The organism is Virgibacillus sp. Bac332, assembly GCF_003667785.1.
Lineage (GTDB): Bacteria > Bacillota > Bacilli > Bacillales > Amphibacillaceae > Virgibacillus > Virgibacillus salarius.
The window spans coordinates 2,644,280-2,657,674 of record NZ_CP033046.1 but is presented as its reverse complement, the minus strand read 5'-3'; the positions used below and the strand labels follow the sequence as shown (position 1 = coordinate 2,657,674).

Here is a 13,395-nt window from a genome sequence, read left to right as displayed (position 1 = left end):
TACTTTCTATCCTCCTTCTAGATAGTAATAAACCTATTTCATGTACAAAGTAACACAGGTAAAATGCAATTAATGTCATAATTTGTTGAAAACATGTAAAAAAAAGTTAATATTTTTTACACAAATTATGAGAGCAAATTTAGGTTTAATACAGCCAGCTATTCCATAGGGGATCAGAAGGTAGTTTAGAGTAGTGGTCATGAAAGCATGGATGACGTGAGCAAATATTTCTTACTATTGGTGTACTTCCCTGTAATTCATGCCTGTCCAAAGGTCTTTTTGAAAACGTTTATGATTCTATTTTGAATGATCGTCTAATATTTAATAGATGAGTTAATTTCATAATATAGAGCCCTTGGGGCTCAAGACTTTAAAGACATAAAAATTAGAGCACCTCCCCAAATCCTGTATAATGTTAGTTACCACACAAACATAAACAGAGAGGTGAGATGCCCCCTATGTCTATTATACGACAACAAAGCTTGTTTGACATACACGAATTATATGAGATGGAACCTACCCATCATTTTGAAGCTGTTTTTTCAACAATCAATTTGGATCCTATCTTGAATTTATTTGATAAACCTAATAAAGTTGGTGCCCCAAGAGAACTGAATTACGGTGCCATGATCTACTCATTAATCGCTCGTGTGGTGGAGCGAATTGTAACAATCAAAGACCTGATTAGGCGTTTAAAACGTGATCCTATTTTTCGATATGACTGTGGATTTCTTCACTCTGACCAAATTCCATCTGAAGCTTCTTATTCAAGAATGGTTACTATCATCAGTGAATCAGATGAGATGGAACATATCCATGATGAGCTTATTTTTCTTGCCATCGATGAAGGGCATATCGGCGAAGAAAACATCGCTATTGACGCTACTCATTTCGAGGCAAGAGATCGCGCTCATACATCCGATAAGAAAGAAAGGACAACACCGAAAAAGCGCGGACGCAAACCAAAAGCTGAGCGTGAACAATGGCTCAAAGAAAAACAGGCCGAGGAAGAAGCGCGTCCGATTTATGAAAAAGAAATTGTTCATCAGCTTTCTGAATCAGTGGAAGTGTTGTTGAATGAAGCCCCCATCGAACCAAAATGGGGAGTCAAGAAAAACAGTGATGGAAAAAACATCTTCTGGTTTGGCTACAAAGGTCACTTAGCCGTTAGCACAAAAAGCCAGTACATTCTTGCGGGGATGATGACGTCCGGTAGCCTCAATGATGGAAAGGCAGCCATCCCTTTATTAAAGAAAATTGATCGCGATCTTCCGTCTTTATTTACTGCTGGCCTTTTCGATGCCGGTTACGATTATGAACCAATCTATCAACAATTAATCGATCAGGATCTACAAGCTGTCATTCCATATAACCGACGTAACGAAGGAGAGACGGTTGGTTATGACGAGTACTTCGCACCGACTTGTGTCCTAGAGCATTCCTATCGCTACGACAGCTTCGATCCAAAATACAAGACATTGAAATATACACGTCCGAAGGAATGTGCAACGTGCCCATTACAACACGACTCACTTTGTCAAAAGACTTTTAAAATCAAACAATCTACAGATATCCGAAAGTACACCAATCCCGCAAGGGGATCGAAAAAATGGGATGAACTGTACAAAGAACGTACCGCTGTCGAACGTGTTAATGCCTATTTGAAAGAATTCTTTGGACTGAATAATGTCCGTCACCGAACCGGGAAAAAATCAAGTCTTCACTTCCATTTGGTGACGCTTGTTTATAATGCCTCAAGATTAGCCGCGGATCGGATTAGACTAGAAATGAAACATAAGACGCTAAAAGCTGCATAAATAAAATTGATCTTTATTAAAAAAACTTGAAAATCATCAAGGAACAACTCTATGCATTTTTAAAAACAGCAATTATGAAATTGATTCAGATAGGAAGTTTTAAGTTTAAATATAAGGTTAGCATCGCTAATTAATTACAGAGGGGGCAAAAGAAAATAAGATAAAGAACATATATGATATGTTCCCATCAAAGTAAACCGATTAAAATTGTCCTTAAGATTGTGCTTAGCGTTGTAAATCTGAGTGTATAGAGGAAATATTTCACTCATTTTTTTAAAAATCATCTACATAGAACTACGGATATGTTATTACATTACTAAGTGGGTACTTCATTTGATGACAAACTACATGGTAATATACATTAGTTATTAAGATTCCACAGTTCAGGAATTGTTACAAAACGATATCCTCTCCGCTTAAGAATTGTTATCATATTTTTTAGTGATTCGACTGTTCCCGTTAGGTCCTGCGAACTATGTCCAGCACTATGCATAAGTACTATAGCTCCTGGATGAGCTAAGTTAAGCACAGTTTGAGAAATGTCTGTGTTTGAAAGTTCCTTCCAATCCTCCGTATCAATAGACCAGCCAATGCCTTTATATCCCATATTACCGAGCTCTTGTACAAATTTTTCACTTATATCTCCATATGGTGCTCTGAAGAGTGTCGAACTTACTCCCGTAGCTAATAATATTTGTTTTTCTGTACTCTTAATTTCCCATTTCATCCGATTAACACTAGTCTTTGTCAATTGAGGATGCCAAAATGAATGGTTACCAACACTATGACCATCTTCAACAATTCTCCTTGCCACATTAGGATACTTTGAAACACGTGCACCCATTAAGAAAAAGGTTGCCGGAACCCCTTCCCTTTTTAATATATCTAAAATTTTCGGGGTATACTGTTGATCAGGGCCATCATCAAAGGTTAATGCAATAACCTTTTGGTGAGTTTTCCCTTGATACATCATTATGTTCGGATAATTTATTTGCAATGGATAGTTAGATACATCTGCAATAGAAACTCTACAAAATATAATTATTGTTAATAAAGTAATATAGAAAAGTAAAGAATATCTTAACAATTTCATATCAATAAACTCATCCCCCTTACCTACTGTTTTATTATGACTATCTTAGAATATTATATTCATTATTTGGATTCGGAGTGGCTAGTGGGATTTAGAGATATTTCAAGGATAGTTAAGGAATTTTAACATCAAGGGAAACGTTTAAAAACTGATTAAAGACATACTTGATGTCGTTAGTGGTAGTACCTGTAATTGCTAAATAGTATGATCAACTCTTGCAAATAGAAAATTTCACTTTTAATTTCTTAAGTCGCTGTTTATTAATAGCTTCTTGAATATCAACATATGTAGCATTAGGGAAGACGAATTGAAGTGCATCCATCATTGCGCATATGATACCTATTTTTGATGAAGAAAATCCTTACATAAAATGGCATCACCACCTGGGGGCAGTTAATCGGTTAGGATCAAGGTCGAAGTATTAACATCATTTACTCGCGAATTACAGGTATTATAAAGAAACATAGTTGAACAATACATACACCTCGTTTAAATATAAACACGATTAAACGAGAGAGATATGTGTGTTTATAATTACTGGTTAGAAACAACTTCATCCTCATTTGTACATGCAAGGCATCGAAGTACCTTATCATCCCCTATGTTTCCTTCTAAAAATCCACCATGACAGTAAATAGGCTTATGGCATACCGCACAATAACCAACCATTTCTTTTTCCATCATCATTTCCCTTTCTTTATATAGATAAAATACTTTAGTAGACAACACATAGACTTTATGACAAAATATTACGGTGTTGAGGCCAACTATAAAAGTATAACTGCCATTCAACATGATTGGAGGACACCATGAGCAATCGAAATAAAGGAATTATCTTACTACTTTTATCTGCATTTGGTTTTTCTATGATGGCAGCTTTTGTTAAGCTATCAGGTGATGTACCAACTGTTCAAAAAACGTTCTTTCGAAATGCTATTTCCATGATTATTGCATTTGGATTCGTCAAATATTATAAGGAACGTTTATTTGGTAAAAAAGAGAATCAAAAAATTCTCTTGCTACGATCTAGTTTAGGAGCAATTGGTATTATTTTATATTTCTATGCTATTGACCATCTTGTTCTATCTGATGCAGATATGCTAAACAAGTTAAGTCCATTTCTTACTATTATATTTGCAGCAATCTTTTTAAAAGAAAGAACACGTACTTTTCAAGTTGTTGCTATAATTATTGCCTTTATCGGAACTTTATTTATTATTAAACCAGCATTCTCGGTAGATACGATACCTTATCTCGCCGGTTTTCTTTCAGCTGTGTTTGCCGCAGGAGCATACACCGTATTACGCGTATTAGGAAGTAAAGAACAGTTTTATACAGTCGTTTTTTATTTTTCATTCTTCACGACAATGATATTGCTGCCATTCGTGCTTGTTTTTTATGAATCAATGAGCCTGCAACAATGGACATATCTACTAGCAGCTGGTGTATTTGCAACTGTTGGTCAATTCGGTATTACGATTGCATATAAATATGCTCCTGCAAAAGAAATATCCATATTCTTCTATTCTACAGTAATTTATTCGGCGTTCATCAGCATTGTTTTATTCGATCAAATTCCCGACGTTTGGAGTATAATTGGGTATATTACAATCTTCGGTGCATCATTCTATATGTTTTTAAGGAACAATGCAGTTAAATAATTGTAACATCTTTTCTAATATGTAGGTCATTTAATAGTAATACATGTTTTCCCAAAATAACAGACAATAGGTTATGGTCACTTTGTTTTATCGCATTTACTACTAAAGGGGAATAATTAATGTTTAATAATAAGATTAAAAAATATTGGAATATGTACGCTAAAGAGAATGATTTAAACATGAACCTTCCAGAAGCATGGATGTTTGGGGATGGTACCAAAGAAATGGGAGATGAATTAGGAAGTTTAGTCGTTAATGGAATCAAAACTGGAACATGCGCTGCTCATTGTGTTTATGAACTGGAAGGAGAAGAAATTCCAAAAGTTGGTCAGTATGGTATTGTATTAGACGGTGATAATAATCCATTAGCAATTATAAAATATACAAAGATCGATTTTATAAAAATGAATGAAGTATCAAGTGATTTTGCAAGATCTGAGGGCGAAGGGGATTTAAGCTATGATTATTGGTATCGTGAGCATGTCAAATTTTTCACTTGGGAATTAAGTCAGTACGGCCTTACTTTTACCCCCGACTTATTACTAGTCTGTCAAACATTTAAGGTAATGGATGTTTATAAGGATAAGGTATAAATTAAAGAAGAGAAATACTTATCAAAATATAGCATGTGAATGACTCAATACTAGCGCTCATCACCTCTACGCTAGTTAGGATTTATTGATAATGGTGAAAGGTTTGGTAAAGAAATGGCAGTCGTTAAAGTAATCACTACCTTATAGAACAATGGAGGTTCGTTCCATTGATTCGCTCCCCTATCATTTAATAAAAAAGGGCTGATTCACAGAATGAATCAAGCCCTTTTGTTACTTACAGTTTCATTGTAATTGCTCTCTTCGTAGCCACATGTAGCAATGCTTGTAAAATGGTCAGGTGCTACCTTTGCTTTCATTTTCATTGAAATATAGTAGACGAAGCCTGAAGCAATTAGTGACTGAACAGCAGGAAGACCAAAAGTAGTTACATACTGTGTCAAATAACCTAGCATTGTACCTACCACTAAAGCAATAGTAGCCATCCAGTTCCAGCCTTGATGATCTGTCCACGTACGTTTACGGATAAAAAAGAAGTCTACCATTATTACACCCGCAATTGCTGGGTACACTAATGCAGTTAAATATAAAAAGTCCATAAAATAATCAAGGATACCCGCTAATGATATGATAATAGCAACGACTGTACCAGCAAAGGTGAGCAACGCTCTTCCCTTATTGGAATTCACATTTAACATATTAGACAATGCTAATCCCATACTATAATTATTAACCAATTGACTCGTCCATGTGGCAAACCAGAGAATTAAAAATCCCCACACTGGAAACCCTAGATTCAACATTACATTAACAATATCTGCTTCCCCAACTCCAACAGACATAACAGCTCCTACAATAAATAGCGGAAGGCCTATGATGGCAATACCTGCAGGAATAAGTGCATTATCCTTTATTGTTGGTTTAGCATATCGTGTATAATCTGAAGCAATAACCCACTGAGATACATTTACACCAATAACTAAACTAATAGCTGCAAATATCCCCATCGAAGGGGCTGGATTCCAATTGGAGATTGTTTCCCACCCTGTATTTCTTAATGCAAAATAAATTCCCGCTCCAATTAGAAGAAGTCCAGCAGGAACAGCAATATAATCTGTCCATTTCATGGAACTATACCCAATAATAGAGGGTATAGCAAAAAGCAAACCCGCTATCGCCGTTATACATGCCCATAGCCCCCATTGTGTGGTGTAATCAATTCCAAACATCGCAGATATCGCATTACCTGCCACAGATGTCTGTACGGCCCACCATCCAAGCGAGACTACAAAAATAGTTAAACCTACAATAAACCTTGCTTGCATCGCACCAAAACTAGTTCGGGCTATAACAGATGAGGAACGTCCTGTTTTGGCACCAATATAACCTTGTAATGCATTTCCTATCCATTGTATACCAAATAGAGCTACAAAAAGAATAAAGAATGTTTCCCCAAGTCCAAAGCTACCCGCAAGTGTAGCTCCGACCATTAAAACTGGTATCGTAAATTCAAGACCACCAAATATCATTGCTGGAGTCATCCAATGCTGACGTTGATCGATTGGAACTGCTTGTAGAGCATTATCTTGTTCTATTGCTTTCCCTTTTTTCTCATTCAATTGTATCCACCCCTAATAATTCAATATTCTGAAAAAAATCTGTAAAACAATAGTAGAAAAGATGCTTTCCTTTCTACTTATTGTTTACTTTCCTTTTACTGTTCATTTACAAGTAACCAGACTATTTCACAGGGAGCATCACTATTATTTATTGCCCAATGCTCCTCACCTGCTGGGATGAAAGTTGCAGCAGATTCTCCAACTTCAAAGGCTTCCCCGCCACTTTCACCAGCTATTTTTCCTTTTACAATAACGGAATATTCATGTTCAAAATGAGAGGAAACACCCACTACAGGTACCCGTTCACCAGGTGCAATAATAGCTGTGCCAAACTTCACAGTTTTTTCTTTGTTTGTAAATAAAGTCGTTAATCCTAATTTTTCGTGGCCATCTTCTTTTATTTTCATACCTACTCCGCCTTCCAGCTATCTTCTGTTTGCTGATTCTTTATAATCAAACGTTTGAGGGTCAATGCTAACTCCAAATACATGCTCTGCCTCTTCCACGGTGTAATATTCATTTTTCACATCACGAACAACTTGTTCAGCTGGCCGTTTCATTGGGTCACCATATCCACCACCAGTAGCAGTCATTAGTTTTAACACGTCATTTTTCTGAAGTTGATAGCGCGGGTAAACACCAAAAGGTCCATCGATATCTCCGTTCGCTTTATGGATATAAAACTCATTTAATGATCCATCTTGTCCACCATTTATCCCCCATAGCCGATACTTATTACGTCCAAATGTGACCGTAGCTGATTGCTCATCTGTTAATGCTCTATATGATCGAATAACACCCTTACCGCCGATATATTGTCCAGCCCCAGATCCATCAATACGTAAACTATATTCATCAATCATGACACCGTATCTTGTTTCCGCGACCTCGACCGGGACATTATATGTCTCACCATCTAACACACAGAACTGTCCGCTTGCACCATCCTGTCCTTCAGCTCCCCCCAGCCACCAACAGAAGGTTCTACAATCAAAAATGGTTCCTCCGTGTCATGATGCTTTCCAGTTAAAGTAACAGCACATACAGATAATAAATGAGCTGCTGCTAATTTATCAGGTATATGTGGAGCTAAGGCTTTCCAAATTAAATCTGTACAACCTAGCATTGTCTCAAAATAATTAGAAGTAGGAGCTGGTCTTTCTGCTGACATAATCGACTTATCATCTACAATTATTTCTAATGGACGAAAAACCCCATCATTCACATTTTGATCTGGATTTGTTATAGCTAAAAAAATGGTTCTTACCGCTGACGCTAGTCCAGTAAACGAGCAATTGACCGGACCTGGAACTTGAGGACTGCTACCCCTGAAGTCACAAGTAAACGCATCCTCTGTGATTGTAACCTTTACTTGAATCGGAAATGGTCCATTTCCAATTCCATCTGTTTCTACATAACCGCTTGCTGTATAGGTCCCCTTCGGCAATTTGGTGAGCTCTTGTCTTGAGATTGTTTCACCGTGATCCAACTGGCTACGAATAGCGGAAACAATTAGTTCTTTACCATGCTTTTCACATAATTCAACAACACGTTTCTCGCCGGTTTTAAGGGCAGCTACTTGAGCCCACATATCTCCTAATGATAGATCAGGAAATCGCACATTCGCCTTTATCATTTCAACCAGTGGTTAATTTAATTTCCCAGCATCAAATAGTTTCAATGAAGGGAACTGTAAACCCTCTTGAAAAATATCTCTCGAATCATTGGTGAATGATCCCGGATCCTTTCCTCCCACTTCTGTCCAATGCGCTTTATTTGCCGAAAAAGCAATTACCTCCCCGTCATAGAAAATTGGCATAACTAAGCCTACATCAGATAGATGGGAACCTCCACCACCATATGGATCATTGACAATAATAATATCCCCCGGATGCAGATTACCAGTCTCCCCGTATTTCTCTACCGTTTGTTTAACCATAAAGGAAAGCATTCCTATAAAGCCAGTTACTCCATTCCCTTGAGTAAGCAATTGTCCTTTTGCATCCGTCAATCCACTAGCATAATCTAAAACCTCATAGATAATCGGACTCATAGAGGTTTTGGCTAAGGCGATAAACATTTCATCTCCAGTAGCTAGCAAAGAATCTTTGACGATTTCCAATGTAAATGGATCTATTTTTGTTTCATTAGATAACATTTACTTCGCCCCCGTTTCTATTATTAAATTCCCATAATCATCTACCGTTAAGGATTGTCCTTGATAAACTACCGTAACCGCCGCTTTTTCTTCGACAATAGCTGGTCCATATATCGGGTTGTTAATAGGCAGTTTTTCACGCTGGTACACATCGGTTTTCTTCCAGCCCTTGGGATCTTCAAAATAGACATCTCTTGTTTCTATTTTTGCTTCTTGTAATGATGTATGACGCTTTATTTTCTTTATAGAAGGCTTGGCTACTTTTCCAAAAGCAGTAACATGCAAATTAACCATTTCAATTTCTGTATCTGGTAATTGGAAGGTATAGTTCTGCTCATGTAACTTATGGAATGCATCAATAATCTTCTTGACATCCTTTTCCGACCAATTACCAGCTGGAACTGGGACTTTTACAGTGTGCTCCTGGCCAAGGTAACGCATATCTGCAAAGCGATGAAATAGTACATCATTTTTCGGAATTCCTTCATTAGCAAATTGATCATAAGCCGACTGCTCCATTATATGCCATTCTTGATGCAACGCTTGTAGGTCTAACTTATTTATTCGTTTAATATACGTTTTAATATAGTCGTGACGGAGATCAGTCATTAACATCCCCCAAGCTGAAAACACTGGTGATGCTATTGGAATGACTACTTTTTTGACACCTAGCTCTTTTGCCAGCGCTGTTGCATGCATGGAACCACCGCCTCCAAAAGCTACTAATGTAAAATCTTGTGGATTGTGCCCCTTTCGAATGGAAATTAACTTTAATGCATTTAACATATTAGAATTTGCTATACGAATAATTCCTAATGCTGCTTCCTCAGCCGTCATCATTAAAGGATTGGCGATTTTTTCTTCCATAACCTTTTGTACAGCTTCCATATCAACTGGAAAGTCAAAATTTTCCGGAGAAAGACGTCCTGTTAATACATTCGCATCTGTTGTAGTTGGTTCTGTCCCCCCCTGTCCATAACAAACGGGTCCAGGCAGAGCTCCAGCTGATTCAGGTCCGACTTTTAGTGAACCGGCCTCGTCCATCCAAGCAATGGAGCCTCCTCCATTTCCGATTTCCACGATATCCACTACCGGTGCTTTAATCGGATACCCTGCAGTACGATCATTTCGTTCGATATAATAATTGGTAGATACTTTCACTTCGCCATTTTCGATGAGTGAGCATTTAGCCGTGGTACCACCAATATCAAAAGCTATTACATTTTTTTCTCCTATAATCTCTCCCAGCACAGCAGCGCCATATATTCCTGCAACAGGTCCAGATTCCACCATATTAATCGGTGTTTTTTTTGCTTCGTCAAAGGTCGTAGTTCCGCCATTCGATTGCATAATAAAGTTGTTACTATTCGTATTAAATTCCGTCAATTTGCGATGTAATTTATTAATGTATGATGTTGCTGTTGGCTGGACATATGCATTTAAAGCGGTCGTATTCGTTCTCTCGTATTCCCTCCACTCCTTCGTTACTTCATGCGATGCTGACACGGCAACCTCTGGCCATAACTCCTTGATCAACTTGACTGTCTCCATTTCATGTTCTGGATTCACATAGGAATGTAAGTAGGTGACTGCGATTGCCTCTACCTGCTCACACTTAAAATATTCGATTGCTGTTTTAACCTGTTCGCGGTTTAAAGCTGTTTGAACCTCTCCTTTATAATTAAGGCGTTCATCCACTTCCCTCCGCAAATAACGCTCAATAAATGGCTCTGGTTTTTTGTAGCGAATATTAAATAAATCAGGACGATTACCACGAGCGATTTCCAAGACATCACGAAATCCTTTTGTAGTAATGAGACCCGTTTTGGCACCCTTTCTTTCCGTTAGAGCATTTATAATTACAGTAGTTCCATGTATAAAAGTTTCGATTGCTTCTTTATCCATGTTACTTTTTTCTAATACATCGATAACTCCCTGCTCAAAGTCAGGAGGAGTAGTATGGCTTTTGGCAACTTCTACTTTTCCATCTTCATCAACATAAACTAAATCCGTAAACGTTCCTCCAATATCTGTTGCTACCCTCATAGTATTACCGCCCTTTCTAAATGAATTAGTTATTTAAAAAATCACTGGTGTTAGTACACACAATAAAACAGCATCTTCATTCGTTGGATTCTTCCACTGATGGACTTTTACAGAAGGAAAATGAATCGAATCTCCTTCATTAAGGATATACTCCTTCTCCTCTACCTTAAAAATCACCACCCCTTTTACTATGTAATAAAGCTCTTCCCCAGGATGACTGAACTTTTCAATAAATGTTTTATTGGGTGGAAGAGTTACCATCATTGGCTCCATTTTACGGTCAGGAAATTTCCCCGCTAATCTTACATGCCTTACATTAGACCCCTCTAGCTTGAACGGCTTTTGATCTTCCTTGTGCACAGCATAATTGTAATTTTCTATTTCATGGAAGAAATAAGAAATATTAATTTGAAACGCGTCAGCAATTTTTTTTAGCGACGTAATCGCAAGAGATGAGGAACCTCTCTCTATTTGGGATAAAAAACTAACCGAAAGCTCTGTAGCTTCACTTAAGTCCTTCAATGTCATTTCCTTTTCTAAACGTAAACTCTTAATCTTTTTGTGAATATGCTCCATTTTTGAATATTCCAACTCCTATAATTACACTTTTACTGTATTTATTTTACTTATACTATATTTTTTCTTATCCTATCAAAATAATTTTGTAATTGCAAGAAAACTTTTTATTTTTGTAAATGTTATACTTGATTCTGATTTCAAATTCCACGCTTCCTTATTTCAAGAAAAAAGCCTGAATTCCTTATCTGTTAAGGAATTCAGGCTACATTCTTATAACTTTATTATTTTGTAGTCTAGTAAACATTTCCAGCATCCTGTTACATATTCGGTAGAAAAATATATTTATACAGTAGAATATTTTAATGGTTAGCTTAGCTAACATCTAATTTTGAAATCTTCCATTTACCATCTATCTTCGTAAAAGTAAAGACCATATCTAACCTTCCATGTAATTCACATTGGTGATTGGAGGTCAGTTGGTAAGTGTTTTGATTTATCTTTTTTAACGAATATGGATTATCCTTAATAAACTTCGGATGACCGTCCTGTGGAATTAAATATAACGCGTCTTCTCCCTCATTCACATAGTCGCTCCATAAGCTTCTGGCAACTTCACTAATCATAAAATCGGAGAATTCTTTATAAAGCTGCTCTTTTGTTTTGATTGTTTTAAATTTATATCCAACATATTCTTCATAAAGCTTACTCTGGTCTACATTCGGTTCAATGATATCATACATTTGATTATACTTATTTAATACTGGTATAAAGACAGCTTCACTAACCATATCCTGTTCTTTTTTTGTATCTAGCTTATTTTCTTGCTTTTCATCACTTTCTTTTAAACGATCATCTTGGACTTCATATTTCTCTACTTCATCTATAGAAGTTTTTAGCTTATCAGTTGAATCATCTACATTCATTTCTTGATTGTTTTGCTTCGACGTTTCATAAGCAAGCACAACGGTTTCTTTCTCTTTAATATTGCTTACATGTTCTCGATGCAATGCATTTCCTTGCTGTATATTTTCATCTTTTATCACATTCTCTTGTGTACCACAGCCCGCAGCCAAAAATAAGAAGAATAACATACTGATTAGAATATTTCTCAAATTTAACACCCTTCCTTTTCTATCTACTAATTAGACGTATGAACGCACTATAATGTTTCAATTATATTACAAAAATATTTCTTTTGTGTAACGGTGTGTTTAAATTAAAGTATTCTATACCATTATATTTCGGTTCTTACTCGTAATATTCCTTTATTCCAGTTTGTTCAAACAGAGAAAAAAGAACTACTCACAATAGTAGCTCCTGTTAACAAAAGGGCCTATACTCTCTTTATCCATATCTCAATCCATGAAGAAAATGGTATTTGCATCTGTAATGTTAGTTAAGGTAACTAGATTCACAATACAAAACAGAGTTCGCTACATGTTGAAACTAGATAGTCCAATCGAACTGAATAATACTAAACAAGCAATTACACTCTAATCATCTGCCAGTACTTGATAAAAACAATTGCTCCACTATTGTTCAAACCTTTCTACATGCGGAAGTAGTCTCATCAAAAACGTTGTCACACCAACACTAAACTAAAAATGTTCCCCTAGAGGCTTTTTTAATAAATCAACAATAATCCTTTCTATAGGTACAAACTTATATGTATTTATTGTTTCCTACTGGTACAATAACCTTCTTTCAATTTCTCTTCATAGTTGTTATAGGAAGGGTTTTTTATGCCATTATGATGATAAATTCAAGAGAACATAAAGCAAAATAATTCTTTGTGTTAAAATAAATTTTATCTGGATTTTAATTTTAAAATGAGAACAAAAATTCCGATTTTGTTTGGTTATTAGTACTAACTAATGAAACTTATTCCTAATTAAATCGTACCTATAGATACAAAAAAATGAAGATTGTTT

The 13,395-nt window shown here is 36.3% G+C and carries 10 protein-coding genes and 2 pseudogenes; 4 read left to right on the top strand and 8 right to left on the bottom strand.

Going from position 1 to position 13,395, the window contains the following annotated elements:
- The first annotated feature begins 458 nt into the window (after window positions 1-458).
- Window positions 459-1,817 (top strand): transposase, encoded by a 1,359-nt coding sequence (locus tag D9782_RS12600; protein WP_121603749.1) that lies wholly within the window; start codon window positions 459-461, stop codon window positions 1,815-1,817.
- Window positions 1,818-2,178: 361 nt separating this feature from the next.
- Here D9782_RS12600 and D9782_RS12595 read toward each other — a convergent pair whose 3' ends face one another.
- Both D9782_RS12595 and D9782_RS12590 read right to left on the bottom strand, forming a co-directional pair.
- A complete protein-coding gene (locus D9782_RS12595; protein WP_121604911.1) occupies window positions 2,179-2,910 on the bottom strand; it encodes a polysaccharide deacetylase family protein in 732 nt (243 codons plus the stop codon).
- A 534-nt stretch (window positions 2,911-3,444) separates the two neighbouring features.
- On the bottom strand, window positions 3,445-3,636 hold the full coding sequence (locus D9782_RS12590) for a hypothetical protein (RefSeq protein ID WP_162986288.1): 192 nt from the start codon (window positions 3,634-3,636) through the stop codon (window positions 3,445-3,447).
- A gap of 83 nt (window positions 3,637-3,719) precedes the next feature.
- Between D9782_RS12590 and D9782_RS12585 the strand changes: the two genes are divergently transcribed.
- From D9782_RS12585 to D9782_RS23980, 3 genes and pseudogenes are all read left to right on the top strand, one after another.
- Complete coding sequence (locus tag D9782_RS12585) at window positions 3,720-4,571, top strand: DMT family transporter (RefSeq protein ID WP_121604909.1); 852 nt, start codon at window positions 3,720-3,722, stop codon at window positions 4,569-4,571.
- 119 nt (window positions 4,572-4,690) lie between these two features.
- The gene (locus D9782_RS12580) at window positions 4,691-5,164 is read left to right on the top strand and encodes an ASCH domain-containing protein (protein ID WP_121604908.1); all 474 of its coding nucleotides are present in this window, start codon (window positions 4,691-4,693) and stop codon (window positions 5,162-5,164) included.
- A 46-nt stretch (window positions 5,165-5,210) separates the two neighbouring features.
- Window positions 5,211-5,311: pseudogene (locus D9782_RS23980) on the top strand (GNAT family N-acetyltransferase); the annotation flags it as partial.
- Window positions 5,312-5,382: 71 nt separating this feature from the next.
- Here D9782_RS23980 and D9782_RS12570 read toward each other — a convergent pair.
- The 6 genes and pseudogenes from D9782_RS12570 to D9782_RS12545 form a co-directional block, all read right to left on the bottom strand.
- The gene (locus tag D9782_RS12570) at window positions 5,383-6,741 is read right to left on the bottom strand and encodes a purine-cytosine permease family protein (RefSeq protein WP_240455735.1); all 1,359 of its coding nucleotides are present in this window, start codon (window positions 6,739-6,741) and stop codon (window positions 5,383-5,385) included.
- A 95-nt stretch (window positions 6,742-6,836) separates the two neighbouring features.
- Window positions 6,837-7,148 (bottom strand): cupin domain-containing protein, encoded by a 312-nt coding sequence (locus D9782_RS12565; RefSeq protein WP_121604907.1) that lies wholly within the window; start codon window positions 7,146-7,148, stop codon window positions 6,837-6,839.
- An 18-nt stretch (window positions 7,149-7,166) separates the two neighbouring features.
- A pseudogene (locus D9782_RS12560) lies at window positions 7,167-8,899 on the bottom strand (hydantoinase B/oxoprolinase family protein).
- On the bottom strand, window positions 8,900-10,945 hold the full coding sequence (locus D9782_RS12555) for a hydantoinase/oxoprolinase family protein (protein WP_026683013.1): 2,046 nt from the start codon (window positions 10,943-10,945) through the stop codon (window positions 8,900-8,902).
- Between the two features lie 33 nt (window positions 10,946-10,978).
- Complete coding sequence (locus tag D9782_RS12550; RefSeq protein WP_121604906.1) at window positions 10,979-11,521, bottom strand: helix-turn-helix domain-containing protein; 543 nt, start codon at window positions 11,519-11,521, stop codon at window positions 10,979-10,981.
- Between the two features lie 314 nt (window positions 11,522-11,835).
- A complete protein-coding gene (locus tag D9782_RS12545) occupies window positions 11,836-12,576 on the bottom strand; it encodes a hypothetical protein (protein WP_121604905.1) in 741 nt (246 codons plus the stop codon).
- Between the last annotated feature and the right edge of the window lie 819 nt (window positions 12,577-13,395).

What these genes read in the sequence shown, in the direction of transcription:
- D9782_RS12585 (WP_121604909.1), top strand. Translation starts at nt 3,720, where the DNA reads ATGAGCAATCGAAATAAAGGAATTATCTTACTACTTTTATCTGCATTT.
- D9782_RS12595 (WP_121604911.1), bottom strand. Translation starts at nt 2,910, where the DNA reads ATGAAATTGTTAAGATATTCTTTACTTTTCTATATTACTTTATTAACA.
- D9782_RS12580 (WP_121604908.1), top strand. Translation starts at nt 4,691, where the DNA reads ATGTTTAATAATAAGATTAAAAAATATTGGAATATGTACGCTAAAGAG.
- D9782_RS12565 (WP_121604907.1), bottom strand. Translation starts at nt 7,148, where the DNA reads ATGAAAATAAAAGAAGATGGCCACGAAAAATTAGGATTAACGACTTTA.
- D9782_RS12555 (WP_026683013.1), bottom strand. Translation starts at nt 10,945, where the DNA reads ATGAGGGTAGCAACAGATATTGGAGGAACGTTTACGGATTTAGTTTAT.
- D9782_RS12600 (WP_121603749.1), top strand. Translation starts at nt 459, where the DNA reads ATGTCTATTATACGACAACAAAGCTTGTTTGACATACACGAATTATAT.
- D9782_RS12550 (WP_121604906.1), bottom strand. Translation starts at nt 11,521, where the DNA reads ATGGAGCATATTCACAAAAAGATTAAGAGTTTACGTTTAGAAAAGGAA.